31 protein-coding genes are annotated in these 25340 nt (G+C 53.1%); 21 read left to right on the plus strand and 10 right to left on the minus strand.

Features of this window, described 5'->3' with window-relative positions:
- Positions 1-807, plus strand: coding sequence for a septum site-determining protein MinD (gene minD, locus GH984_RS08675; protein ID WP_369692021.1), 807 nt, complete (start codon positions 1-3; stop codon positions 805-807).
- A gap of 7 nt (positions 808-814) precedes the next feature.
- Positions 815-1069 carry a cell division topological specificity factor MinE gene (gene minE / locus GH984_RS08680; RefSeq protein ID WP_153719806.1) on the plus strand — a complete coding sequence of 85 codons (255 nt, stop codon included), beginning with the start codon at positions 815-817 and terminating at the stop codon, positions 1067-1069.
- Here the strand turns inward: minE and GH984_RS08685 are convergent.
- Complete coding sequence (locus GH984_RS08685; protein WP_253939189.1) at positions 1063-2649, minus strand: LysM peptidoglycan-binding domain-containing protein; 1587 nt, start codon at positions 2647-2649, stop codon at positions 1063-1065. The genes minE and GH984_RS08685 overlap by 7 nt on opposite strands.
- Before the next feature lie 9 nt (positions 2650-2658).
- Complete coding sequence (gene gloB, locus GH984_RS08690; protein WP_153719807.1) at positions 2659-3426, minus strand: hydroxyacylglutathione hydrolase; 768 nt, start codon at positions 3424-3426, stop codon at positions 2659-2661.
- Between the two features lie 81 nt (positions 3427-3507).
- Here gloB and GH984_RS08695 point away from each other — a divergent pair, with 81 nt between their 5' ends.
- The 8 genes from GH984_RS08695 to GH984_RS08730 are packed head-to-tail and all read left to right on the plus strand — an operon-like array spanning position 3508 to position 9699.
- Complete coding sequence (locus tag GH984_RS08695; RefSeq protein ID WP_153719808.1) at positions 3508-4227, plus strand: class I SAM-dependent methyltransferase; 720 nt, start codon at positions 3508-3510, stop codon at positions 4225-4227.
- Complete coding sequence (gene rnhA, locus GH984_RS08700; protein WP_153719809.1) at positions 4224-4670, plus strand: ribonuclease HI; 447 nt, start codon at positions 4224-4226, stop codon at positions 4668-4670. Before GH984_RS08695 ends, rnhA begins: the two co-directional genes overlap by 4 nt.
- Entirely contained in the window at positions 4670-5395 is a 726-nt protein-coding gene (gene dnaQ / locus GH984_RS08705; RefSeq protein ID WP_153719810.1) for a DNA polymerase III subunit epsilon, read from the plus strand. Before rnhA ends, dnaQ begins: the two co-directional genes overlap by 1 nt.
- On the plus strand, positions 5392-6132 hold the full coding sequence (locus tag GH984_RS08710; RefSeq protein WP_153719811.1) for an HAD family hydrolase: 741 nt from the start codon (positions 5392-5394) through the stop codon (positions 6130-6132). Before dnaQ ends, GH984_RS08710 begins: the two co-directional genes overlap by 4 nt.
- On the plus strand, positions 6132-6902 hold the full coding sequence (locus GH984_RS08715) for a competence/damage-inducible protein A (RefSeq protein ID WP_153719812.1): 771 nt from the start codon (positions 6132-6134) through the stop codon (positions 6900-6902). Before GH984_RS08710 ends, GH984_RS08715 begins: the two co-directional genes overlap by 1 nt.
- Positions 6892-8049 (plus strand): hypothetical protein, encoded by a 1158-nt coding sequence (locus GH984_RS08720; RefSeq protein WP_153719813.1) that lies wholly within the window; start codon positions 6892-6894, stop codon positions 8047-8049. Before GH984_RS08715 ends, GH984_RS08720 begins: the two co-directional genes overlap by 11 nt.
- Positions 8033-8227 carry a hypothetical protein gene (locus GH984_RS08725; RefSeq protein ID WP_153719814.1) on the plus strand — a complete coding sequence of 65 codons (195 nt, stop codon included), beginning with the start codon at positions 8033-8035 and terminating at the stop codon, positions 8225-8227. Before GH984_RS08720 ends, GH984_RS08725 begins: the two co-directional genes overlap by 17 nt.
- Positions 8224-9699, plus strand: coding sequence for a sodium:solute symporter family protein (locus GH984_RS08730; RefSeq protein ID WP_153719815.1), 1476 nt, complete (start codon positions 8224-8226; stop codon positions 9697-9699). The genes GH984_RS08725 and GH984_RS08730 overlap by 4 nt, the downstream gene beginning before the upstream one ends.
- Here GH984_RS08730 and GH984_RS08735 read toward each other — a convergent pair.
- Together GH984_RS08735 and GH984_RS08740 are read right to left on the minus strand one after the other, a co-directional pair.
- Positions 9676-10269, minus strand: coding sequence for a chalcone isomerase family protein (locus GH984_RS08735; RefSeq protein ID WP_153719816.1), 594 nt, complete (start codon positions 10267-10269; stop codon positions 9676-9678). The genes GH984_RS08730 and GH984_RS08735 overlap by 24 nt on opposite strands.
- Positions 10266-10826 carry a DUF3833 domain-containing protein gene (locus GH984_RS08740; RefSeq protein ID WP_153719817.1) on the minus strand — a complete coding sequence of 187 codons (561 nt, stop codon included), beginning with the start codon at positions 10824-10826 and terminating at the stop codon, positions 10266-10268. The genes GH984_RS08735 and GH984_RS08740 overlap by 4 nt, the downstream gene beginning before the upstream one ends.
- A gap of 71 nt (positions 10827-10897) precedes the next feature.
- On the opposite strand from GH984_RS08740, the gene GH984_RS08745 reads away from it, so the two are divergent.
- On the plus strand, positions 10898-11602 hold the full coding sequence (locus GH984_RS08745; protein ID WP_153719818.1) for a DUF3429 family protein: 705 nt from the start codon (positions 10898-10900) through the stop codon (positions 11600-11602).
- On the opposite strand, the gene GH984_RS08750 is transcribed toward GH984_RS08745, so the two are convergent.
- Positions 11586-12971 carry a phospholipase D-like domain-containing protein gene (locus GH984_RS08750; protein WP_153719819.1) on the minus strand — a complete coding sequence of 462 codons (1386 nt, stop codon included), beginning with the start codon at positions 12969-12971 and terminating at the stop codon, positions 11586-11588. The genes GH984_RS08745 and GH984_RS08750 overlap by 17 nt on opposite strands.
- 79 nt (positions 12972-13050) lie before the next feature.
- Between GH984_RS08750 and GH984_RS08755 the strand changes: the two genes are divergently transcribed.
- The 10 genes from GH984_RS08755 to GH984_RS08795 all read left to right on the plus strand — a co-directional run bounded on the left by GH984_RS08755 (position 13051) and on the right by GH984_RS08795 (position 21309).
- Positions 13051-14496: a LysM peptidoglycan-binding domain-containing protein gene (locus GH984_RS08755; RefSeq protein WP_172973205.1), complete on the plus strand. Its 1446-nt coding sequence runs from the start codon at positions 13051-13053 to the stop codon at positions 14494-14496.
- A gap of 42 nt (positions 14497-14538) precedes the next feature.
- Positions 14539-15048, plus strand: coding sequence for a tellurite resistance TerB family protein (locus GH984_RS08760; protein ID WP_153719821.1), 510 nt, complete (start codon positions 14539-14541; stop codon positions 15046-15048).
- Complete coding sequence (locus tag GH984_RS08765; protein ID WP_216643644.1) at positions 15048-15530, plus strand: hypothetical protein; 483 nt, start codon at positions 15048-15050, stop codon at positions 15528-15530. Before GH984_RS08760 ends, GH984_RS08765 begins: the two co-directional genes overlap by 1 nt.
- 14 nt (positions 15531-15544) lie before the next feature.
- Entirely contained in the window at positions 15545-15691 is a 147-nt protein-coding gene (locus GH984_RS10780) for a hypothetical protein (RefSeq protein WP_172973206.1), read from the plus strand.
- A gap of 114 nt (positions 15692-15805) precedes the next feature.
- Entirely contained in the window at positions 15806-17962 is a 2157-nt protein-coding gene (locus GH984_RS08770; RefSeq protein WP_153719822.1) for an adenosylcobalamin-dependent ribonucleoside-diphosphate reductase, read from the plus strand.
- 11 nt (positions 17963-17973) lie between these two features.
- On the plus strand, positions 17974-18663 hold the full coding sequence (locus GH984_RS08775; RefSeq protein WP_153719823.1) for a TSCPD domain-containing protein: 690 nt from the start codon (positions 17974-17976) through the stop codon (positions 18661-18663).
- A 50-nt stretch (positions 18664-18713) separates the two neighbouring features.
- Positions 18714-19094: a type IV pilus modification PilV family protein gene (locus GH984_RS08780; RefSeq protein ID WP_153719824.1), complete on the plus strand. Its 381-nt coding sequence runs from the start codon at positions 18714-18716 to the stop codon at positions 19092-19094.
- Complete coding sequence (locus GH984_RS11095) at positions 19091-19960, plus strand: PilW family protein (protein WP_153719825.1); 870 nt, start codon at positions 19091-19093, stop codon at positions 19958-19960. The genes GH984_RS08780 and GH984_RS11095 overlap by 4 nt, the downstream gene beginning before the upstream one ends.
- Positions 19960-20421, plus strand: a complete 462-nt coding sequence (locus GH984_RS08790; protein ID WP_153719826.1) for a pilus assembly PilX family protein — start codon at positions 19960-19962, stop codon at positions 20419-20421. The genes GH984_RS11095 and GH984_RS08790 overlap by 1 nt, the downstream gene beginning before the upstream one ends.
- A 27-nt stretch (positions 20422-20448) precedes the next feature.
- Positions 20449-21309, plus strand: a complete 861-nt coding sequence (locus GH984_RS08795) for a D-amino-acid transaminase (RefSeq protein ID WP_369692024.1) — start codon at positions 20449-20451, stop codon at positions 21307-21309.
- Here the strand turns inward: GH984_RS08795 and dsbG are convergent.
- The 5 genes from dsbG to GH984_RS08820 form a co-directional block, all read right to left on the minus strand.
- Complete coding sequence (gene dsbG, locus GH984_RS08800) at positions 21277-22029, minus strand: thiol:disulfide interchange protein DsbG (protein WP_153719953.1); 753 nt, start codon at positions 22027-22029, stop codon at positions 21277-21279. The two genes, GH984_RS08795 and dsbG, sit on opposite strands and share 33 nt — an antisense overlap.
- A 140-nt stretch (positions 22030-22169) precedes the next feature.
- A complete protein-coding gene (locus GH984_RS08805; protein WP_153719827.1) occupies positions 22170-22508 on the minus strand; it encodes a high-potential iron-sulfur protein in 339 nt (112 codons plus the stop codon).
- Positions 22509-22632: 124 nt separating this feature from the next.
- The gene (locus tag GH984_RS08810) at positions 22633-23589 is read right to left on the minus strand and encodes an SLAC1 anion channel family protein (RefSeq protein WP_153719828.1); all 957 of its coding nucleotides are present in this window, start codon (positions 23587-23589) and stop codon (positions 22633-22635) included.
- Between the two features lie 3 nt (positions 23590-23592).
- The gene (locus GH984_RS08815; protein ID WP_153719829.1) at positions 23593-23940 is read right to left on the minus strand and encodes a DUF5368 family protein; all 348 of its coding nucleotides are present in this window, start codon (positions 23938-23940) and stop codon (positions 23593-23595) included.
- A gap of 11 nt (positions 23941-23951) precedes the next feature.
- Positions 23952-25286 (minus strand): NAD(P)/FAD-dependent oxidoreductase, encoded by a 1335-nt coding sequence (locus GH984_RS08820; protein ID WP_153719830.1) that lies wholly within the window; start codon positions 25284-25286, stop codon positions 23952-23954.
- Positions 25287-25340 lie beyond the last annotated feature (54 nt).

Genomic DNA, 25340 nt, shown 5'->3' on the forward strand with positions numbered 1-25340 from the left:
GTGGCAAGAATTGTAGTGGTGACATCCGGTAAAGGCGGTGTAGGCAAAACGACCACCAGTGCTGCATTCGGTGCAGGATTAGCGAGAGCAGGGCATCGTACTGTCGTGGTCGACTTTGATGTGGGCCTGCGTAATTTGGATTTGATTATGGGGTGTGAGCGCCGAGTCGTTTACGACTTTGTTAATGTGATTCATGGAGAAGCCAATCTCAATCAGGCGCTCATTCGCGACAAACGAGTTGATAATCTTGCCATTCTTCCAGCCTCACAAACCCGAGACAAAGATGCACTGACCCAAGAGGGCGTTGAAAAGGTGCTCGAAGGCCTTGCTGAGGAGTTTGATTACATCGTTTGCGATTCTCCGGCAGGTATCGAGCGCGGTGCGCATCTGGCCATGTACTATGCCGACGATGCGCTGGTAGTAACCAACCCAGAAGTCTCCTCAGTCAGAGATTCAGACCGCGTACTGGGGTTGTTATCCAGTAAAACGCGACGTGCCGAGCGCGGAGAAGATCCCGTTAAAGAGCATCTGATCGTGACACGCTATTCTCCATCCCGGGTCGGTAAGGGAGAGATGTTGAGCGTTGAGGATGTCTGCGAAATTCTTTCGATTAATCTATTGGGTGTTATTCCTGAATCAACAGCAGTCCTCAACGCATCGAATGCGGGTATGCCGGTTATTCTTGATGAAAAATCGGATGCAGGCCAGGCGTATGACGATACGGTTGCGCGCTTTTTAGGTGAGAAGCGGGATCATCGCTTTTTGACCGATAAAAAGGGATTGTTTAGCAAGCTGTTTGGAGGCTGAGGCAATTATGGGCTTTCTTGATTATTTTCGATCTGAACGGCGTGCCTCAGCTTCGGTAGCCAAAGAGCGCCTGCAGGTAATCGTAGCGCGTGAGCGAAGCGGTCGTGGCGGGCCAGATTATCTCCCAGCGCTGCAAAATGAGATTCTTGAGGTTATTCAGCGCTATACGAGCGTGGATGATGATGCTGTCAAAATCCAAGTTGAACGAGACGGCGATTGCGAAGTATTAGAGGTGAATGTGACATTGCCCGCTGATCACTGAGCGGCGGTCACATCAACCTGTAGCTGAAGCCGTTGTCCAGGCTGCAACAAATTGTTGCTGCCCAAGTTGTTCCAGCGTCGTAAATCGGCAATGGTCACTCGAAAGCGCTCGGCAATTCGATACAGTGAATCGCCCTGACGAACCGTATAGTTGACCTGTTGAATCGTATCGACTGCGTTACTGGCCAGGTTGCTAGTCGGCGCCGATTCTGTTGACCAAACCGTAAGCTGCTCACCCACGCGTAGCGTGTTATCAGCGCTCAACGCATTCCAGCTGACCAATTGATCAACGCTCACCCCATAGCGGCGGCTGATGGCCCATAGCGACTCGCCTGGCTGCACCACATGGTTGAAACGTTGCTCGCTTTGCGTAGACCCCGCAATATTTTCTGTGCCGGTGGGTCGGCTTGAAACCGGCACCAAAAGATCGCTACCAGCGCGGATGATATGCCCATTAATATTGTTCGCCTCTTGCAAGGCCGATACGCTAATGCGGTAGCGTTGAGCAATTTCGCCTAGGGTTTCGCCTGGACTGACAAGGTGCCGTTGCCAGCGCATCCACTGCTCACGCGGAACTTCCGCGGCTCGCTGATTGAATTGATCAACTTGCGCTAGCGGAAGCAGAAGCCGATGTGGCCCCTCCGGCGCACTTGCCCAGCGGTTGTAGCCTGGGTTGAGTGCATAGAGCATTTCCATGTCAATGCCCGCAAGCTCTGCGGCAAGCGCTAAATCGAACTGATGCGCTAGTTCAACCACTGATATCGCCGGTTCATTATCGATAGGTACGAGCGCTACACCGTAAGCCGGTGGGTCTAGCACGATATCCCGGGCAGCCAGTAGTCGGGGCACGTACTGCATGGTTTCGCGGGGTAGGCTTAGCGACCAGTAATCGGTGGGTTTGCCGGCCGCTTCATTACGTTTAATTGCCCGGGCCACGGTGCCTTGTCCAGCGTTGTACGCGGCAAAAGCCAGTAACCAATCGCCATCAAAGAATTCATGCAGATAGGTTAAATAGGTCAGTGCGGCGTCTGTGGAGGCGAGCACATCACGGCGGCCGTCATACCACCAATTTTGATCAAGGCCAAAATGCTGCCCGGTGCTGGGTATAAACTGCCATAAACCCGCGGCTCGGCCATGAGAGTAGGCCGTGGGCTTATAGGCACTTTCTACAATTGGCAATAAGGCCACTTCCATCGGCAGCCCGCGCGTATCGATTTCTTCAGCAATGTGGAATAGATACGGACTGGCTCGCTCACTTACGGTAATCCAAAAATCTTCTAACCCAACGTAGCGCTGGCGCTCTTTGGCAACGCGCGCGGCATTACCCTCTGGTAGGGTGAAACCGGCGCGAATCCGATCCCATACATCATTGCTTTCGATGGCTTCGGAGGAGGGTTGAGTCAATGTCTCAGCTAGCATCCCCGTTTGGGTTGATGCGGAGGCCGCTGTTGGCGAGAAATAACCGCCGCTACCGCCGGGGGTGGATGATTGACTGCCAGGACCGCTGCTGTCTTGCAGAGACGCACAGCCAGAGATCGTCAGCATCAAAGCGATGGGGAAGCCCCAGCGAAGACAGCGCATGTTGTGTTCCTAAAATTGATCTTTCCATTGCCGAAGTGCCGCAAACACTTCGACCGGTTCTTTTAGCGATCGCCCCGCCCATTGGCTGGCGCTGGCAGCTACATCGGCATTATCCCAGCGTAAAAACGGGTTGGTCGCTTTTTCTTCATCCATGGTGGAAGGTAACGTGATCCCGTTTCGTGCCCGCTGACTGCGCACCTGGTCAAGACGTGACGCTAAGCGCGTATTGTTTGGTTCAACAGCGGCCGCAAATTCTAGATTTTTTAACGTGTATTCATGGCCGCAATAAATTTTTGTGTTATCTGGCAGCGCGCGCAGTGTTGCAAGATAATGCTGCATTTGCTCAGCAGACCCTTCAAAAAGCCGCCCGCAACCGCCGGCAAACAATGCATCACCGGCAAACAAAATGCCATCCCCGTAATAGACGATATGATCCAGCGTATGCCCTGGGGTGGCGATGATTTCAAGATCAATAAATAGCTCAGCGGGCTCTATATGGTCACCAGGACGTACCGGATTGGTGATACCAGCAATGTTTGAGTCAGCAGGCCCGTAAACCACAACGTTCCCTTGCGCCAAGGTTTTTACCCCACCAATGTGATCGTGATGATGGTGCGTAATTAAGATGGCAGATAGCTCGGCATCCATACCTTCGAGCGCTGAGCGCACCGGCCCGGCTTCACCTGGATCAACAACCGCTGCCTTGCCGTTCTTTGGTTGACGGACCAGCCAAGTATAATTGTCTGATAAAGTTGGGATCGGTGTAATTTCGAGCATGGCGTGCATGCTAACCCGACTCGACGCACGCCTCAAATTAGAGGCAAAATTTGAAATACAAACAAAGGGGTGCCTGAGGCGATGCACTCGCTGCACACGTGGTTTGCGTCTACGGCAGGTCAAGAATTGGCTGAGCGTGAGGTACGTTTGCTCAATCGCCGGCTTGCCGGGCTTTATGCCACTCGCGTTTTACAGGTGGGTGCTTATGGCGCGGGGCACTGTCCAGCTGTTTTTGGACGGGCAAGGCAGTGGATTGTGGATGATTGGCGCCAAGGCCCCGTTGACTTGCAAGGGGCGCCCGAAGCTCTGCCTTTTGCGAACGAGAGCGTGGATGTGGTGATTTTGATTCACCAGCTCGAATTTGCAGATCGACCGCATCAGGTGATGCGTGAAGCGGTTAGGGTATTGGCGCCCGAAGGGCATTTGTTAGTTTTAAGTTTCAACCCCTATAGTCTGTGGGGGTTACGCCGTTTGCTCGCTTTTAAGCATGGGCAGCCGCCTTGGACTGGGCGTTATTTAAGCGCGCTACGTTTAGCTGATTGGATGTTAGTGCTTGGCTTAACCCCACGCTCGCCTGATGCACTGGCACTATTGCTGCGGCAGCGCGTTCGTGCCATGCCGTATAATCAAAGTTTGGGGCCAGTTTTGCGGTGGGTAGGCGGTGTTAATCTCGTCATCGGGCAAAAACGTGTGCCCGGACCCACGCATCCGTCGTTACGGCGTTTGCGAAAACTTGAGCTAAGCCCGCGTGGGTGGATTGAGGCTGGCGCCCGCCATTCACGCGAGGAGATAAAGCAATGAAAACGGTTGAAATGTATACAGATGGGGCGTGTCGTGGCAATCCTGGCCCTGGCGGTTGGGGTGTTTTACTACGCAATGGAGAAAAAGAGCGGACGCTCTATGGCGGCGACCCCAACACGACCAATAACCGGATGGAGCTTACCGCTGCGATTGAGGGGCTGAGCTTGCTGTCAGAACCTTGTCGGGTGGAATTAACAACCGACTCAGAGTATGTGCGGCGCGGTATTACTGAGTGGATGCCGGGTTGGAAGCAGCGCAATTGGCGAACGGCATCCCGCAAACCGGTGGCCAATCGTGATTTATGGGAACGCCTTGATGCTATCGCGAGCGAGCATGACGTGCGCTGGCATTGGGTGCGTGGTCATTCTGGCCATGCTGAAAATGAGCGTGTGGATGCGTTGGCTAATCAGGGTATCGATGAAATGCAGTCAGTGAGCCGCTAATGCGACAGGTGATTTTAGATACTGAAACAACGGGCCTTACGCCTGAGGAAGGCCATCGCGTTATTGAAATCGGCTGTTATGAGTTAGAGCAGCGTCGCCCCACTGGGAAGCGTTTTCATGAGTATTTAAATCCCGGGCGGCCCGTTGATCCAGATGCCATGGCGGTTCATGGGTTAACCGATGACTTCCTCTCAGATAAGCCACGTTTTTCAGACGTTGCACAAGCGTTCATTGATTTTGTTGGGGGCGCCGAGCTCATTATTCACAATGCCCCATTTGACGTGGGCTTTTTGGATTACGAGTTGGAGAGAATGGGCACTGCCTGGGGCCGTGTCACCGATCATTGCACGGTGTTAGATAGCTTGGAGTTGGCGCGCCGACGACATCCAGGACAGCGCAATAGTCTGGATGCCCTGTGTCGCCGCTACGGTATCGATAATACGCGACGCGAGTTACATGGCGCGTTATTAGATGCTGAGCTGCTAGCTGAAGTTTATTTGGCAATGACGGGCGGTCAGGCCGCCTTGCACTTGGGCGGCGCAACGTCCGGCGCAGTAGATGCGGTTGTCGCGCCAATTCAGCGTCTAAGTAGGGATCGGCCGCGCCTTGCCACGCCGCAGCCAAATGAAGCGGCCTTGGAGGCACATGATGCTTGGCTTGATTTTCTCGATGAAAAACTCAATGCGCCCTGCGTGTGGCGCACGCTAACTGAGGAAAAAGAATGACAAAACCATTTGTTGGGCCGGTGAATGCGGTCACATTTGATCTCGACTTTACCTTGTGGGATCTGACCGGTGTACTACATCACGCAGAGTCAGTGGCGCAGGGGCTTTTAGAGCAGCGCTACCCCGATGTGGCCGCGCGCTTTGACCTTGAGGGTCTGCGTCAACTCCGCGACGAAGTCATGCAAAGCCGCTCCGATATTGCACATGACGTAACCGCATTGCGCCGTGAGGCGTTGTGGCGTGCCGGTCAGGTTGGGGGGCTGAGTGGTGAAGCCCTACAGCAAATGGTTGATGAGATTTTTGAGGCATTTTTGGACGCCCGGCATGCTGTGCGTCTATATGACGATGCGATACCGCTGCTGGAGGCATTGCATGGCAAAGTACGATTGGGTGCGATTACCAATGGTAATGCGGAGGTGCATCGACTTGGGTTAGATCGGTATTTTGATTTTGCCTTATCGGCGGTTGAAATTGGTGCTGCTAAACCATCGCGGCTTGTTTTTGAGACGGCACTCAATCGAGCCGGAGTAGCAGCACAAAGCGTTGTGCATGTGGGTGATGATGTGCATAGCGATGTGACTGGCGCTGCTAATTTTGGCATGCAAGCGGTGTGGTTGAACCGAGACGGGGCTACTTGGCCTGCTGATATTCCTGCAGTACCGCATCACGAAGTAGCCAGCTTGGCTGAACTACAGGGCATGCTGTCTGGAATCGTTGAAAGGGCAGCGGTGCGCTAATGCAAGGCTTTGGTCTTATTGTTATTGGTGATGAGCTTTTATCCGGCAAACGTCAGGATAAGCATTTCTCCCACCTGATCAGCCTGCTTGCAGCGCGAGGGCTTGAACTCAGGTGGTGTCGGTTTATCAGTGACGAGGCGCCCCTGATTACCCAAACGCTCAAAGAAACAATGGCAGGGCCAGATGTCGTGTTCAGCTGCGGGGGGATTGGTGCAACGCCGGATGATAGAACCCGGCAGTGTGCAGCAGAGGCGTTAGGTGTGGGTATCGCTCCGCACCCCGAGGGTGTGGCCGCGTTAGAAGCGCGATTTGGAAGCCCTGTTGAGCCGCCGCATCGAATGCGTCTTGTCGAGTTTCCAGTGGGGTCGCGTTTAATCCCTAACCCTGTCAATCAGATTCCCGGGTTTAGCGTTGCGCGCCATCATTTTGTGCCTGGTTTCCCCAATATGGCCTGGCCAATGATGGAGTGGGTGCTAGATCACGAATACTTAGAGTGGCAAGATTCAGCCCGCTGGGTGGAACAGGCAATTGGGGTGGATGGGGCGCGTGAGAGTGATGTTATCCCTTTGCTTGAGCGATTTGAACAGCGCTATCCAGCGTTGCGGCTGTCTTGCCTGCCCAACACGCGCATTGAAGGGTTTGCCTTAGAGCTTGGCGTGAGAGGTGCGCCTGATGAAGTAGCTGAGGGCATGCAAACTTTACAGCAGGATATTGAGGCGCTGGGTTTTACCTGGGCGGCGGTAGAGATAGGCAAAGCTGATGGCGAGTGATCGGGTCACGCTGCGTTATTTTTGGCCCTTATTTTGGGTTGTGCTGCTAATGGTGTTCGCGCCCCTTTTTGGGGTGTGGGTGGCTGGTGGCGATCCTAGTGTTTTTGTCAGATTCCCGCCGCGCCCGCTGTCGGCCGCGCCAGGAAGTTTTACGCCATGGATCTTTGCCATCTATCTCGCTGCCATTTTGGCGGTTTTAGGCCCGTTTATCGTTAAGGTTTTCCAATCAACATTGCAAAGGTCGGCCCAACAAGGCATCTCGCAGCATCGGCTAGGTAGCTATCCATGGTGGGGTTGGGCAGGGCTCGGGCTACTAATCATTAGCTGGGTGATTGCATGGGTGCCGATTGCCGGGCTTGAAGAGGCGCGCCGCCTGAGCTTTACGCCATTATGGGTGGGTTACACCGTTGCGGTGAGTGCTTGGGTTCAGCGGCGTGGTGGGCGCGTGATGATGATCGAAGAGCCTTGGCGGTTTTTGGCGCTTTTCCCAGCTAGTGCTTTGTTTTGGTATCTGTTTGAATTTTTGAACCAATTTACCGGCAATTGGATTTATGAAGGCACCGGAGTTGGTACGCACGAGGCGGTTCAATGGTTCCTGCGCTCGGCTTTGCCTTTTAGCACTGTGTTGCCGGCAGTGCTGGTTACGCGTGACTGGCTGGCCACTTGGCCGGCGGTTAGTGGCGGACTTGACCGCTTTGCCCCCATCAATCCAAAGCATCCTCAACGCTTTGCTTTCATTGCGCTGTTGCTTAGTGTGGCGGGTTTGATTGCCGTGGCAATCTGGCCGGATGCGCTCTATTCATTTTTATGGTCGGCGCCCCCATTATTGATGGTGGCGCTGCAGGCACTAAACGGGCAGCGTCACCTATTTATGCCCGTTGCCCAAGGGGATTGGCGGGATCCTTGGCTAACGGTGGTTGCCGCCTTGTTTTGTGGCTTGTGCTGGGAGTTGTGGAATGTGTTCAGTTTAGCCCGCTGGACTTACCACATTCCGCATGCCCAAGTACTGCATTTGTTTGAGATGCCCTTACTAGGCTACGCTGGCTACTTACCATTCGGTATAACCTGTGCAGTGGCAGCACAGCTTTTAACGGGCATGGATCCGCGAGCTCGGCATTGGGGAGGTACCCATGACAATACTAAGTAAACGCAGTCTTTGGCTTATTGTCATGGCATTGCTGGTTGTGGCCGGCGTTTATGTGCCTTATGGCCTGCTTGGTGGGAGTTCGCCGAGTTTTATGATTGCGGGATTTTGGCTCTTATTTGGTGTTGGCGTGGCCATTATGGTGATTTTGGGCACAGCACGTTGGAAGGATGAGTCATGATCTCACCTATCCTAATTTGGGCGGTGATTGGGGTATTTGCGCTGTTAGGAATAAGCATCGCGGTGCTGGCGGCCCGGGCCAATACGGGCACGGTAACAGATTATTTTCTGGGTGGGCGTGCAGTGGGCGGCATGGTTGCAGGGCTGTCTTATGCAGCCACCACCTATTCGGCTTTTATGCTGGTGGTCTTAACGGGTTTAACCTATCGCGGCGGGATTGGCGCGCTTGGCTTTGAACTGATTTATTTTGCCGGTCTATCCTTATTGGTATTGTTTGCGCCGCGTTTTTGGCTCGTTGCAAAACGCTGGGGTTTTATTTCTCCGGCTGAAATGGTGGGCGCGCGCTATGGAGACCGGCGCGTGGCGCAGGTTATGGCGGCGGTTAGCCTGATCTTCCTGTTGCCCTATTGCACCACCCAAATGGCGGGTATCGGTTTGCTCTTATCCGGTGTCACGGGTGGGTCTTTTAGTCTTTTTCAGGCCATTGCGGTTGGTGCCGCGCTGGCGATGTTCTGGTCGATCGTCGCGGGTCTGCGATCAGTGGCGTGGACCGATGCCGCACTCTCTGCCGTGATGGTGGTTTCCGGCGTGCTGGCGGTCGGGTTTGCGGTGTCTGCCTTAGGGGGCTGGGGTGAGTTTCTTTCGACGGCGCGCAGCGAACACGGCGAATGGCTCGATGTGCCTGGCCCGGGCTTGTGGAGTTTGAGCACATTTGTTGCGCTGTCGTTCCCATGGTTTTTCTTTGCACTATCCAATCCGCAGGTGAGTCAGCGTTTGTTTATTTTGCGCGACTTTGCCGCCATGCGCCGCATGATTCGATGGGTGTTGGGTTTTGGTTTGCTCTTTACGCTCATTGCTGTGGTGTGGGGGTTTGCGGCGCTACAATTGGCCCCAGATCTAGAAAACACGTCGATGGCAACGCCGGCATTGCTCACATCGGGAGTGATTCCGGTATGGGTTGCTCTGTTGTTAATTCTTGGCATTCTCTCAGCGGCCATTTCAACATTAGATTCGATTGCGCTGACAGTGGGTGCAATGGTTGCGCGTGATTTTCTGCCGCGTGTGATTGCTCCAACCGATGCGCAGCAGATTTTGGCGGGTCGTATGGTAATGGCGATTGTTATTTTATTTGCCAGTTACTTTGCACTGCAGCAGGCGCAAATCGTGCAGCAACTCGCCGCACTCTCGGCGGCGGGCTTGTTGGTTGCCGTGCCGCCCATTATCGGCGCGTTTTTTTGGCAACGTGGCACAGCTACGGGCGCGTTAGCCGGTATGTTAGGCGGGTCTGTGGTGGCGGTTTGGTTGGCAATGATTGCTAAAATTAGCGTTTTTGACCCGGTTTTGTCGTTTTCTGTGGCCGCCGTCAGCACAACGTTATTCGTTGTTGTAAGCCTAATTACCCGCCCGCGGGAGGATGCCTTAGACTTTCAGTCAGAGATTGCTGAGGCATTAGCGCGGCATCGTGCCTTCTAACAGGTCTTCGCGTAACGGTTTAGATAATGGCGATTGGTTATCTAGCCAAATGCCAAAGTAAATGGCCGCAAAGTCGGCGCCAGCCACAGTGCCGACTGGCTCACCGTTAAAGCTTAGTTGTGTGCCAACACCGGGAATATAGTCCATCCGATATCGATCTCCCTTTTCAACAGACTGAAAAAGGGCATGAAAGGCGTCAATCGAAGGCTGAAGGGCCTTTAATTCTTCCGGTGAGCGCTGCTCTGCAAGTTTGGTATTGGCTGCCAGAATAATGTCGTCTGCCGAGATGGTGTGGAAGTATTCAATTTCTAACCGCCGGGGTGTTTGATTTGCAAGTACCGCGTCAGATGTTGTGCCGTCAGGCAAATAAAGCCCGGCGGCATAAACAATAAAAACAATACGATAACGAACAATGCCCGTGCCGCTTAACGTTAACGACTGCTCATTGAGCATGATTTGGCGCGGGAATTCCGCACCATTTTGAGTGACAGTTGCCGCTGCTTGCTGGATACCCGATACCGCGAGTAAGCCTATTAGAATGGTTCTTGCTGCTATGCGGGTAACGTTCATGGGCTATCGTTCGCTTGCGGATTGCGTTGGAAAAATAGGGTGACGCGGCCAACTCGAAAACCAAATTTGGTGACATCGGCGGTGTTAATTAGCACCTCATCATCGATTAAGTACATCCAATCATTAAATTTCAGATTCCAAGTTTGATCGCCAACATCTAAAGCGAGCACATAGCTCCAGTTAAGTGCGTTACCGCTGCGCACACCGGAGGCAGACCCAACTACGTCGCCTGCGGTCCCTCGGTAGGTTTGTTCGTCAATCCGTTCAATCTCCCAAACCCGGCGCTCGGTTTTTCCGTCGTCGTATTCAAAATGTTCATCGAGAATGATTTGGTCGCCATTGACTTGGCCATCGATATCTACCGTAAAACGCCGCTGTACCTTGCCATTTCTGGTTTGGAACATGCCCCAGGCTTTTACCTGCCCGTCAAAGTATTCTTCGAGTAAAAATTCTGGCGTTTGGTCTGCATAGTCATCAGGGCTGACGCCAGCGCAGGCCGTTAGGATGCTTACCATGATGAAAATCACGGCTGCTTGGTAAAGTCGGGTTAACCACATAATTTTCTCCCTTGCATCGATGGGTTGGAACCCTATCATGGGGCATCGGTTCAATTGTTGGGAGTCCTTCGATGTCGCATGAAGCAGAAATCGCAAAGTTGCTGCGCAGTGAAGAGGTTGTGATTTTTCACTCACCCGTCACCGATTTAGGCGGCTTAGAAGAGGTGCTTGAGCAATCCGGGCGCACTTGGCGCACGGTGGAGTTGGGCATGGGCTCAGCAGATAGCCGCGATTTCTTTGCGGCACTTAAGGCACGAACGGGTTTGCAGACGCTACCCCAGATATTTATTGATGGGCGGTTTGTGGGAGGGTTGCGAGCGGGGCAAGAGGCTTTGATGAAACGCGCTTCAGCGGTTAGTGCGGCTAAGTGGATGGGCTATCTGGGGTTGTTGCCCTTTATCTTTGCAGCGCTGGGTGTCTGGTTTGGGCTGCCGTGGGTAACGTCTGTGTTGGCTGCCTATGGCGCAGTCATTTTATCATTTGTTGGGGCCATTCACTGGGGGTTTGCGATGACCCAGCGTGGCGTGCGTCCTGAGGTTTTCTATGCCTCCGTTGTGCCAGCATTGGTGGCCTGGGGGGCTTTGTTAACCCCCAAAATTATTGGTCTGCCGTTGCTTGCTGCCGGCTTTATCGGATGGCGATTGTGGGAGCAAAGAGATACCGGTCCACTTTTACCAGGATGGTTCCGTGCCATGCGCACAGTGTTGACGATTGGGGCAGTTGCTAGCTTGTTACTGGGATGGGCGGCGCTATTGCCATTTATAAGTAGGGTGTAAAAAGCCAAGCGATTGCATCGCGAATGCGTGGTAGCAGCCGGCGGTTGTCTAGCTCCTCAAGTTCAATGCGTTGAGAGGCAAGTCGCGCCGATTCAACATGATCAGCCATGGTCGCACCAAACTGCGCATCATAAATTTCAACAACCAACTCAAAATTAAGCCGCAGGCTGCGTGGATCAAGATTAGCTGATCCCACTTGCGTGTAATGCCGATCAACAACGAAGAGCTTGCTGTGGTCAAACGAGCCATCTTGGTAATAAACGCGAACTCCCCATTTAACTAGTTCCCAAAGCATATTGCGGGTTGCCCAATGCATGAAGGGTAAATTATTTTTGCCCGGTAAAATGATATCGACTTGAGTGCCGCGTACGGCGGCTGCCTGCAGTGCAGCCACCAGCTCACGCGGTGGCAGAAAGTAAGGCGTCATAATAGCGATATGCTCGCGCGCAGCGGCCACAGCCCCTACCAGCACCATGGTGAGGCGGTGTAAATCTTCATCGGGGCCATCAATAATGGCGCGGCACAGGGCATCACCCCCTGTGCTCTGATGGGGCGTTGGCGCGGGGGCATTGCGATTTTTCGTTGTAAATTCCCAGTCATCTAAAAAAACTTGGTCAAGTTGCAGCGTTAATGGGCCATCAACGCGAAAATGCACATCTCGCTGGATTAAATGCCGATCGCCAATGTTCATACCACCGGTAAAAGCGGTTTGCCCGTCAATGAGTAGTAATTTGCGATGATTACGTAAATTGATGAGTGGGCTGGGTGGAATGAGCCGTGGCGGTAAGAAACGGGCGTGCGTTACGCCACGTCGACGCAGCGTCCAACGAATGGGCGGCCATGAGTACCATTCGCCAGCTCCATCAAGCAACACCCGCACATCCACGCCGCGCGCCTGAGCGTTTGCAAGATGATCAACAAATTGCTGGCCCGTTGGATTATTCTCGAAAATGTAGGTCGATAGATAAATTCGTGTTTTGGCCGCGTCAATAGCGGCTAGCATGGCAGGGTAGGCCGCTTGCCCACCGATTAGTTCATGGACCGAGTTGCCATGGGTAAGCGGAAGCCCCGTTACGGCGTTTGAAATTTGTGCCTGAGTGCGAAATGCCGTGGGAATATCTTCAGGCACTTCGTCTTTTTCATGCTGAAACGGGCTCGATTCACTGCTACGCAGTCGTTGGGCTCTAACGCGAACTCGATTGATGCCAATTAGCAGATAGAGAATCGGGCCAATGACCGGGAATAACAGGCATCCGGCAATCCAGGCAAAAGCGGCGGCGGGCTCGCGCTTGTATAGTAAGGCATGCAAAGCGGCGCCGGTGGACATGGCCAGTACACCGATAACCACAATCCATTGTAATGATTGCATTGTGTCTGGAGGCCTCCGCCGCTAGTATCTGAATATGGCTCGATTAGTTTGCTCATTACTGTGCCTTTTGTCTGTGCTGATGTCGACGGCAGGGGCAAGTGAGCGCGTGTTGCCACGGCCTGCAGAGCTCGAGCCGGCCGTCTCGTTTTGGAAGCAAATTTATACCGACGTCTCGGTAGACCAAGGGTTGATTCACGACTCGGGTCAAAATTTGGTGGTTTATGGTCAAATATCGGTAGCGCCGCCGCCGCATTGGGCCGAGCGTAGGCAGCAGGTGCGCCGCGGGCTTGAGCGCTATCGCAGTGCCTTTCGAGCATTAGCTGATCAGCAAGGCGTTCCTAACGATGCGTTACAAGCGCAAATCGCAGCGCGGTTGCCTTCGGATGTTCAGGTAGCGGATTACGAAGCAATTGCTGATCGGCTGCGTTTTCAAGGGGGCCTTAAAGAACGATTTTATGAAGGCCTCGTCAGATCTGGGCAATGGCGTGCACACATTCAAGCGGTTCTAGCGGCATACGATGTGCCGGAAGCGTTAGTTGCGTTGCCCCATGTAGAGTCTTCATTTAACGCGGTGGCACGCTCTCATGCCGGTGCAGCTGGGTTATGGCAGTTTACATCCGGTACCGGGCGTGAATATATGCGCGTTGATCCGGTGCTCGATGAGCGTTTAGACCCTTGGCTCAGTACAGAGGCCGCAGCCCAACTTTTGAGCCACAATTATGCGCAGCTCAATAGCTGGCCATTGGCAATTACCGCTTATAACCATGGCCTGAATGGCATGCGCCGCGCAGTGCGGGATGTTGGCACCAGCGACTATGTGGCCATTCGTGATCGGTACAAAGGCGCGCGATTTGGGTTTGCATCACGCAATTTCTACCCGTCTCTGCTAGCCGCTGCCGAAGTCGATCAAAATGCCGAGCAGTATTTTGGCCCCATTCCGTATGCGGATCCGGTTGTGCCAATTCGAGTCACTTTAGACTACTACGCGCCGATTGATGTACTCGCGAAGTCTCTGGGTCTGAGCAAAGCTGAGCTACAAGCATTAAATCCTGGATTAGGCCCATCCATTTGGGACGGCCGGAAGTTTGTGCCCAGTGGGTATGCACTTGCCTTGCCGGCTGACCCCCAGGTGGACTGGGTTGCCGCGGTAGATGCGCTTCCTCTGAGTCAGGTTTACCGAGATCAACGCCCAAGTATTGAGCACGTGATTGCGAGTGGAGAAACCCTATCGGGTATTGCAACTCGGTATGGCGTGGGCGTACAGGCATTAATGGCCGCTAATGGCGTGAGTAACGCCAATCGCATTCGTGCAGGCCAGCGCCTGCGTCTACCAACCGCAGGAGCCATGCCAACCCCTGTGGGTGGCGCTATGTACGTGGTACGCCCTGGCGATACCTTAGATGCGATTGCTGCAAGGCATGGGGTAAGCGTTGGCGAACTAGCGCAGCTGAATGCGCTGGATGATCCCAATCGACTGCGCGTAGGCCAAGAATTAGCGCTAGTTGAAGGTAGTGCTGGGCCCTGAGTAGTATAAAGGCTTGTTAGGCAGCGGAGATGGGCAAAAGATATGATCGAGGCCATCAAACGTTTTTATGAGACTCACATCACCCCAGAGTCTGAAGATCAAAATGCCGCCGCGGTGCAGCACCGTCTACAACTTGCCTCGGCTGCTTTGCTCATCGAGATGGCGCAAGCCGACAATCAACGCCATAGCATGGAGTTTCAGGCCATTCATGATGGGATCATGGAGGTCTTTGATTTGAGCGCAGAAGAGACTGCGGAGCTGATAGAGCTTGCAGACGAAGAAGCCCATGCCGCCACCGATCATTTCGAGTTCACCCATCTCATTAATGCCGGTTTTGATTACGCCGGAAAAACAAAACTCGTCGAATTACTGTGGCGGGTGTGTTTAGCCGATGCTGAAATGGACCGGTATGAAGAGCAGCTCGTGCGTAAAATTGCAGAGCTACTACACATTGAGCATAGTGATTTTATTGCCGCAAAACTTCGGGTCCAACGTGACTACAGCACCACAGGCCATCTTGATGATTTCGACGATTATGATGAGTCACGTTAGTGCCGGTATTTAGAGCCCGTCAGGTCGCTAAAATTCGAGATGCAATTGCTGCTGGCCGTCAGGCGGTGCGACGGGCAGGTATCGCTGATCCGGTCGTATTTGCGCGTGCTTTTGTTGAGGCAGAGGGGGCGCAACGCCCTGATGTGGAAGACGCCCAAGCGCATGCGGAGCTCGGTAAGCAGCTGCTCAGTCTTTTGGCAAAAAATCCGAATGCCGACTCAGCAGACCCAGATATTCAAAGAGAGCTGCGGCGTGCGCGCGAACAAGCAAAATGGGCAATGCTGATGGAAGATGACTCAGTGGCCGGGTTTTTGCTGCAATTATCTGCCGATGCGTTAGAGACACCGCGTGGTGAAGCTCTAGCCCATCAGAGTTTTGGTTTAGGTCCGGGTATCTTTCGTAAAGCCGATATTCCGGTTTTACAACCGGAATGCGATGGGGCAGTTTTCTTGCCCATCAGTCAACATGAAATTGAATCCTAACGGGGAGTTTATTGATGAAAGATTTGGGGTTGTTGTTATTGGGGGTCTGGTTGATGGTCAATGGCTTGCAAGACTTGCTGGCATTGGACTTTCGGCATGACGAGGTCATTTTGGCAATTCTGGGGATTGCTGCGGGGGGCTTAATTATCGTTCGTCGCTAGTAGACGATCGCAAATCGATCGGGTACGCTTCCCCCATTGACCACAATATGTAGTGTTAAGTATTGTTAAAAAGTCCTATATTGTGGAAATTGGCAGAAAAACAAGGAGTACCCGATGACGACCGTTCCACATTTGAGAGCGCTTCCCACAAGCGCTGCAGAGATACCGATACAGCCGGCGTCACAGGATATTTGGGATAAAAAGTATTGCCTAAAATCCAAGGATGGTGAGCTGGTTGATAAAAGCATTGACGATACCTACCGTCGTGTAGCGCGTGCGCTTGCGGATGTGGAAGCAGAAGATCAGCGCGAATATTGGTTCGAGCAGTTTGTTTGGGCGTTACGCTTTGGCGCCATCCCAGCAGGCCGAATCACCTCTAATGCGGGTGCGCTGGCGCACAAGCCTGCCACCTCAACGATCAATTGCACCGTCTCGTCCACGGTGGGCGATTCAATGGACGAAATTTTAGATAAGGTCCACGAGGCAGGCTTAACGCTTAAAGCCGGTTGTGGCATCGGCTATGAGTTTTCCACGTTGCGGCCGAAGGGGGCTTACGTCTCTGGCGCGGGTGCTTACACCTCCGGCCCGCTGTCGTTTATGGATATTTACGACAAAATGTGTTTCACGGTCTCTTCTGCCGGCGGTCGACGCGGCGCGCAGATGGCAACGTTTGATGTGGGTCACCCAGACGTCCTCGATTTTATTAAGGCAAAACGTGAAGACGGGCGGCTTCGGCAGTTTAATCTCTCGTTGCTGATTACTGATGGCTTCATGCAGGCGGTTGAAGAAGGCAAAGACTGGCCATTGGCATTCCCAATGAAGCGGGATGAGGCAGAAGCCGATGGCGTCGATCTGAACGATCCAGATCAGGTTCTGTGGCGTGAGTGGCCCAATCGTAAAAGCGGTTATGTGACGCGTGAAGATGGCCTTGTGGCCTGTCGTATCTACCGCTGGGTGAAAGCCGAGCGTATTTGGGACATGATCATGACCTCGACCTACGATTTCGCAGAGCCAGGCTTTGTGTTGATCGATCGGGTTAACGAGATGAATAACAATTGGTTCTGTGAAGAAATTCGCGCAACCAACCCTTGTGGTGAGCAGCCTTTGCCGCCGTATGGCGCCTGTTTGTTAGGTTCAGTGAATTTAACAAAATTCGTTCGAGATCCTTTTACGGATCGGGCCCATTTCGATTGGGAAACCTATCGGCGGGTGGTGGCTATCTTTACGCGCATGCTCGATAACGTAGTCGAAATCAACGGCCTGCCCCTTGAGCGCCAGCGTGAAGAGATTCACCGCAAGCGTCGTCACGGCATGGGCTTTTTGGGCCTTGGCTCCACAGTCACCATGCTCTGCATGAAGTACGGCGATCCCGAATCGCTGGCATTTACCGAGCAAGTTTCTCGAGAAATGGCCATTGAGGGATGGCGTGAAGCGCTGCGTCTGGCCGAAGAAAAGGGCCCTGCTCCGATTATGGACGAGGACTTTACGGTAACAGAGCACATGCTAGCGTGGCGGCCTGAGCTGACTGATGATGGCTACAAAGTGGGCGATACCGTTAAGGGCCGTGTGCTGTGGGGGCGGTATAGCCGCTACATGCAGCGTGTGGCCGAGGTAGAGCCAGAGCTTGTTAATGATTTGGTGGAAAAAGGGGCGCGCTTTACGCATCACACCTCTATTGCACCGACGGGCACCATTAGCCTGTCGCTGGCCAATAATGCATCTAATGGTATTGAGCCAAGCTTTGCGCATCACTACTTCCGTAACGTGATTCGTGAAGGGAAGAAGTCAAAAGAAAAAGTTGATGTCTTTAGTTTTGAGCTGCTCGCGTACCGAACGCTGATTGATGAGGGCGCGCTGCCGAGCACCGACCCAGAAACCCGTAATCTGCCGGATTACTTTATTGCGGCCGATGATGTCACGCCGAAGCAGCATGTGGATATTCAGGCCGCAGCACAGAAGTGGATTGACTCGAGTATCTCGAAAACCGCGAATGTGCCAACGGACTATCCTTATGAAGACTTTAAAGACATCTACCGCTACGCCTATCAGCAAGGGCTAAAGGGATGCACAACCTTCCGCTTTAACCCTGAGGCATTCCAGGGCGTGCTAGTGAAAGAATCGGACCTCGAGAATACAACCTATCGGTTTACGCTTGAGGATGGTAAAACCGTAGAGCTCAAGGGCGGCGATGAGGTGGAGTACGACGGTGAGGTTCACACCGCAGCCAACCTTTATGACGCGCTCAAAGAAGGCTACTACGGCAAGTTTTAAGGATACGAATAATGGCCGTTAAAATAGAAAGTAAGATTGTGGATTACGCGGTTGCAAAGCCAACTGATCTACCCGCAGCAGACGCGGCTGCCGAGGCAGCTGCTGAGTCAAGTGCTGCCATTGAGCATATGCATGAAGAGCTACAGCGTCCGGATCGTCTTGAAGGACAGACCTACAAGATTAAAACTCCGCTGTCTGAACATGCGCTCTATGTCACCGTAAACGATGTCATCCTCAACGAGGGCACAGAGCATGAGGTGCGGCGTCCTTTTGAGGTGTTCATTAACTCGAAGAACATGGACCATTTTCAGTGGATTGTGGCGCTAACCCGAATCGTCTCTGCGGTGTTTCGCAAAGGGGGCGATTGCACGTTCCTTGTCGAAGAATTGCGTAGCGTTTTTGACCCGCGAGGTGGATATTTTAAAAAGGGTGGTCGGTTCATGCCCTCTCTGGTTGCCGAGATCGGGGATGTCCTCGAGCAGCACCTGCGCTCAATTGGGATGCTCGATCAGCTGCCCTTAGATGAACATCAGCAGCGCTTTATTGAGAGTAAGCGGGCGGAGTTTGAAGAAGCCCAAAATGCCTCGAGCGATGAGTATCCTCCAGGTGCCGAGCTTTGTGGCAAGTGTCAGACCAAGGCAATGATCATTATGGATGGTTGCCTGACCTGTTTGAGCTGCGGCGAGAGCAAATGCGGCTGATCCGATAAGCGGTAGATCGTTCGAAGGGGCTGCTCTGCTAGCCTCTTCGAATGGATCGCCGCTTTCATTATCTCAACGCCAATCGCGGCGCTTCGCTCATCGAAGTGCTGGTCGCCAGTCTTTTATTATCAATAGGCCTTGTCAGTTTTGCGCTGGCGCAGTCCACTAGCGTTACACGTAGTGCTGATTCCATTAGCCGTTTTCAGGCCCAATTGCTTGCTGGTGAGTGGGTTGCGCTGGTGCGCGCACATGCCGATCAGGCCGTGCCGCCAGGTCGTTATGCGAGCTGGCAGGATCAGGTCGAGCAAGTGCTCACAGAAGGTCAGGGTGAAGTGCTTGCCGGCCCGCAAGGCACTCAGCGGGTGCAAGTGCAGTGGCAACCCAGGCACCGTCAGCAACCCGTTATTTTTGAGCAGATCTTTTTACCGTGAATGCGGGGCGCTATCAGCGGGGGTTCTCTCTGCTTGAGGTGAGCATTGCCAGTGCACTGAGTTTTGTTGTGCTTGCCGTTTCGGTGCAGTTATTGCTGAGCGTTCAGCAAAATCTGCGCTTAGCCAATGCGCATGCGCGGCTTAATGAAAATGCACGCGCAGCCATTACGTTAATACAAAGTCATATTCGAGCCGCGGGCAGCCTACCCTGTATTCCAAGCGCCCTAGATAGTTTACTCAGCCAAGCTGATCCTGCAGATTTGCTAGCGATTTCAGCGCCTGAGGGGGTAACGCCCATACGCGGTGATGTCTTGAGCCTGCAGATTTTTCGCACGTTGCCCGCGGATACGATGCCAGCGTCTGGGGCGATCGCCGTGGCAGCAACGACAGGTGGGGGTGAATGTGTAATCTTTGAAGCACCGGCTGACTCACAGACACATTCGGTGTTATCAGAGTCACCGTCATTCAGTGTTGCTGAGAACACCCGATTTTATTTGGATCAATCAGTGGGGCAATCTGATTTATCCAGTCTTTTTCGGGCTCGCCAATCAAGATCAGGGCAACGAGAAGAACTCGTCGAAGGGGTTTATGACTTGCGTATTGCCTATGGGGTCGATCAAACCGGCTCAGGTGCAATGGATGTGTTTTTGGCAGGCAATGAGGTGAGCGATTGGTCGGCGGTGCGTGCGGTACGTTTGTGGTTGCTGGTAAGCAGTGGCAGTCCGGTTAACGGGTTGGGCGCTTCTGCACAGAATTTAGTCTGGCCCGATGGTGAGCCCGTTGTGTTTGATACAGGGGGCAGTGTAACTGACCGGGCTTTATATCAAGTGTTTGCAACCACAGTGGCCATCGAAAGGCAGATGTAATGCGCGCACAATCGGGATTGGCCTTGCTCACGATGATCGGCGTTATGCTGGCGCTTTCTTTGTTGACTACAGCGGGGTTTCAGCAGGGCCTGTTTGCGCTGCGACTAGCAGCTAATAGCGCAGATCAGGCGATTGCTCGCATGGCCGCGGATTATGCACTACGTGAAGCAGAAAACACCCCTGAAAGTTTGGCTATCGGTGTGCTTGAACCTTCACCCCAACCAACGGTAACTGAATGGCAACCGATGCTTGAAGCAAACGGCGTAGCCAGTGTACTGCCCGCTTTTTTAGCCGATCGGGCAACCGCTCGGGTTTTAGTCGAAGCAGTTGAGCAGAGCGAGTTAACGTCGGCCTACCGCATTACCGTATTGGCTCAAACGCATTCGGGTCAGGCTCAGCAAATTGTGCAAATCAATTATTCAGATACGGATAATTCCCGATCTTGGCGGCAACTGCGATAGCATGCGGGTTTAGAGGAGGGCATCGTTGTGAGTCGAACGGTTTATGTGAATGGCCAATACCTGCCGGAGGCCGAAGCCAGTCTGTCTATATTCGATCGTGCGGTGCTGTTTGCAGACGCGGTTTATGAGGTGGCTGCCGTGATCGATGGGGCGCTGGTGGATTACCCAGCCCATCAGCAGCGCCTTGCGCGAAGCCTAAAAGAGCTAGGTATACCCCTGCCTGTCGATCCCGATGCCTTGTTGGATATTCATCACGAATTGCTCAGAAAAAACGCATTAACCGAAGGTTTGATTTATCTGCAAGTATCTCGCGGGTGTGCGGATCGTAATTTCTTAATGCCACACAAGGCAACGCCGTCTTTAGTGCTGTTTACTCAAGCTATGCCTTTGCTGGACACCGTGGCAGCAACCAACGGGCTTCGCGTTATTTCTCGGCCGGATATGCGCTGGGGAAGGCGCGATATTAAAACCACGCAGCTATTGTTTGCCTCGATGATGAAAACCGAGGCGGTTGCAGCGGGGGTTGATGATGTGTGGTTGCATGAACAGGGTATGGTAACGGAGGCCAGTTCTTCCAACGCGCATATTATTAACGATGCCGGGGTGTTGGTAACACGCCCTTTGTCTAATGAGATTTTGCATGGCATTACGCGCGCCGCCGTTTTAGATTATGCCGCTGAATCAGGCATGCAGGTGGAGCAGCGAACATTTAGCTTAGAAGAGGCCAAGACGGCGCGAGAGGCGTTTATAACCAGTGCCACCGCGTTTGTGACACCGGTTGTAGAGATCGATGGCGTTGCGATTGGAACCGGTCGGCCAGGCCCGGCTACACAACGCCTTCGCGAGCTTTATATTTTAAGGAGCCGATCCACCCATGGCGGCCTCTAGCGTTTCATCCTGAGGCAATCCACGTACCACTCGAATATCGCCCTCTGCATCGCGATAATAAACCGATGGGGTGCCGGATAAACCCAACTGCGCCATTAATTGGTTGTTAGACTGAACCGCTTGAAGATCTGCCTCTTGTAGACCGGCCCGAGGTGTTATGCCGCCTTGGTCAAAACTCTCTTCATGAGCCGCCATCGCTTCAGCAGGGTTTTCTGCACTCAGCAGGGTGGCCGATTTTGGCAAGCTATCCTCACGGAGTACGCCAACCATAATATGACGAATCTGTACCGTGCCAGCCTCTACCCAATCGCGAGAGGCATGATAAAAACGAGAGCAAAACGGGCAGTTTGGATCCATAAACGCATACACAATATGCTCAGCGTCGTCTGCTCCATCAATAATCCAATTCGCTTGCTCCAGCGCTTCCCACTCCGTTTCCGGGCGTGGTGCATTGGCAGCGGCCTCTAAAATGGGCTGCGTGAGATTTTGGCCCTCTGCATCAAGTAGCGTTCCAACCAAAACATGCTCACCGTCAGCGGTAACGTAGGCCGCCATGGGTTGGCCTTGAAAGCTTAGGGTGTAGCCGCTGAGCCCTGCCGGCGCGTCAAAGGCTTCGCCAACCGTGGCGCCGCGCTCTTCAAGCGCCTGAATGGCCTCGGGCTGTGCCAGAGCGATGCCGGCATTTAACAGCGCGGCAAGAAACAAAATGCGTAAGGTCATGGTGCTATCCAGTGTTAACAAATTGATGTGGCTTTGGAGCATTAAGTAGGCCATTGAGTTCGCTAAGATGCAAAAAAAAACCCGGCTCACCATGCGAGGGGCCGGGTTTGATAAGCGCTTTACTAAGCGCGATCAGTGCATTAGCTAGGCATGGGGACCCATGCGCTGCACCAGCCGCCATCGGCTACCAGCTTGCCTGGGAATGCCGTGCAACCGCCCCAGTTTGGGGTGTCATTTTCAAGGTAGAGCCGGCAGTTGCCACAAATTGCACCTTCGGTACGCATCTCATCGCGATCGGCCGCATCGTGAACGTAGTTCAGGGCAATGGCCTGAGGATCATTTTCGTCAAGCTCAGGCATTTCCTGCGCTAAAACGTTAGAACCCCGCACACTGACGTAGGCCAGCGGTGCTGCGGCAATACCGAGCAATGCTCCGCGAAGCAAACGGCGACGATCGTTGTTGAACTGTTGGTCAGTCATAGTCTTCCCCTAAATGGTTATGGAAACTTAAATTAAAAACGTTGCAATCTTTGAGCGCAGGTTACCGTTGAAAGTTGCATTGGAAAAGCATTGCTAGCCATAACCTTGATCCTGAGCAATTGTATTACTCGGGAACGCAGATTCGCCCCTGCTTTGCGGCTTGGGAGGTCAGGATGGCGAGCCATAAAATGAGCAAGGTGGTCATGACCAAAAGCATGATCCCTAAGAAAAGTGCCCATGGGGCGGCGGTGAGCTCATGGTAGACAAACGTGGCAATGGTGATTGCTGCCATTGGGAACGAATACGCCCAAAATGATAGAAAAAAGGGCAGCCGTGCAAATCTTGCTACCTGTGTGACCATCAGGGCAGTAAAGAACAGGCCAACAAAATATAGTATTTGCCCAAATGGCGAGAGCTCACCGGTGAGCGTTGTCCACGCCACAAACCCAATGCCAGGCGGCGCAATCATAATAAACAGTGTGGGCAGTAGCCTATTGGGTAATGGGTGATGAAAGAAGATCCGATACAAAACAACCGTTAACAACGGTGGCCAGAAAAAAATACCCACGCTAAAGCCAAGCCAAGACAGCGTTAATTGCCCGTATTCAACACCGCCAATGGGCAGCAGAACATTACCCACCACCGGAATGAACCAGGCTGGATTGATATGCTCAATTTGAAAGTGCTCTTGATGAATCCATAGGTTAATTACGATGATCGTTAACCCCAGATGAGCCACTGCCCCGATGAGCCATAGCGCCTCGCCAATGCTTGGCGCAATGTCTCTTAATGCCGTGCCAATCAAAAGGGTACTAATGCTTATTGCCGGGAAAAAACTAAGCTTAACCGGATGATTGAACTCAGCCCGCACAAAGCTGGGGTGGCGCAAGCTTTTTACCAGATAGCTAATGGCAAAAAGAACAAAGCATGCGATGGTTAGCGCCAAGAGGCCCTGCCAAACGAAAGCCGGGGTTCCAAGCACCCCGGCTGTTTTTTGCCACGCCAAAGTGAGCCCAGAAAGCCCCATAACAACGGCGAAGATGGAAATCGGCAGGTGGGCCAGCCGAGTTGTATCAGTCATTAACTATCGTGTTTCTCGTAGCATCAGTTGTATGGGTGGATAGCTTAACAGACCGATGGCAATACCCACGCCAATGCCTGCACCAATTACTCCCAAATAATCGATAACGCTGGTGAGTTGCCCCAACGTGGCCTGCGTCCATGCCGGCATAAATAGCGCTGCGGCAATGCCGGTTACGATGCCAATGCTTGCCGCCACTTTAATGCCAGAGCCAACGCGAAGTGACTGCCTGCGCAGGATAACCCCGATCAACAGCAGTAGATCGAGCAGAACAACAAGCGCTAGTAACGGCAGGATAGGCCTGAAGAGCTCAAGGACCACCGCAAAGATGCCAAATAGTGAAAATGCCATGTGAGATCTCCTTATACCCGGCCACGCAACATGGCGTTATAAGCGGCGTGCAACATACGGTCCTTAAGGAACCAAGGTGCCCATTGAGGTTTGTAAGGGTCAAGGAAGCCAAATGAAGGCGTCATCGCTAAGTTGAAATCAAATTCAACCAACATGGCTTTGCCTTTTTCAACAATTAATGGACAAGACGTATAGCCGTTCCATGCTGCGGTAAATTCAGATTCCTGAATCGCCGAGACGAGGTTGTCGGCCACAACGGGGGCCTGTGCCTTTACGCTTGCAGCGGTTTTTCCAATTGGTGTACCCACCACATCGCCCGCACCAAAAATATTCGAATAACGGCGATGCTGCATGCTGTGCTGATCCACTTCGAGCCAGCCTTTGAAGTTGCCATCCTGCCAGCTGAGCTCACCATCACGAATCATCGCGGGGGCAGACATCGGCGGCACCACATGGATGAAATCGTAATCCATGGTTTTAAGGCCATCTTCAGTCCTAAACGTCGCCTCACGCCGATCGGCATCAATGGCGGCCAAAGGATGACCAAAATCGATAGCAATATCCCGCTGATTCGGGAAATAATCGATGAGGAACTCGTTGATGTCAGGCTGAGAAAAAAGCCCGCCCGCCGGCGGCAGATAATGCAGCTCAGCGCGATCGCGGTTGCCTGCTTCGCTGAGTGCATCTTCGATAAGCATGGTGACTTTTAGCGGTGCGCCAGCACATTTAATTGGGCCGGGTGGACGGGTAAAAAGTCCAACACCGCCAGTTTCAATAAACGATTGTGCGGCTTGCCAGGTGCGTGCGGCATGATCCGGGTTGGCATACACACAGCCAATGCCGTTTTGGCCGATTAGATCAGGGCTCATTCCCTCAATCGAATCAAAATTGACCTCAAGACCGGTTGAGATGACGAGGAAGTCATAATCCACCTGAGTGCCGCCTACGGTTTCCAGACGATTATTGTCAGGATCAAACGTGGCCACATCATCTTTGACCCAGTTAATACCACTGGGCATGTACCGGTCGTTGCTATCGATCACTTTTTCAGGCTTCCAGAGCCCTGTGGCCACTAACGTTAAACCGGGTTGGTAATAATGCGCTTCGCGACGATCGATAATGGTGAGCTGTGCACCATCGAGTTGATTAGATAGCCGAGTAGCAATGGCCAAGCCAGCAGCGCCTGCGCCAACAATCACTATTCGTGCGTTGGTGGAGACTGCTTTTGCTGGTTTGCTGGCCATTAAACTGCTGGCGCCCACACCGCTGGCAGCAACGCCAGCTGCTAAGGCAGACTGAGTAACAAAGCGGCGACGTCCGCTGTCGATTGGTGTTAATTTATTCATAACCAAACCCTCCTCCGAGTCCATTCCATAGGTTCAACGCCATGCGGCTTCACA

Origin of the sequence: Spiribacter salilacus (assembly GCF_009649225.1) — a bacterium.
GTDB classification, from domain to species: domain Bacteria; phylum Pseudomonadota; class Gammaproteobacteria; order Nitrococcales; family Nitrococcaceae; genus Spiribacter; species Spiribacter salilacus.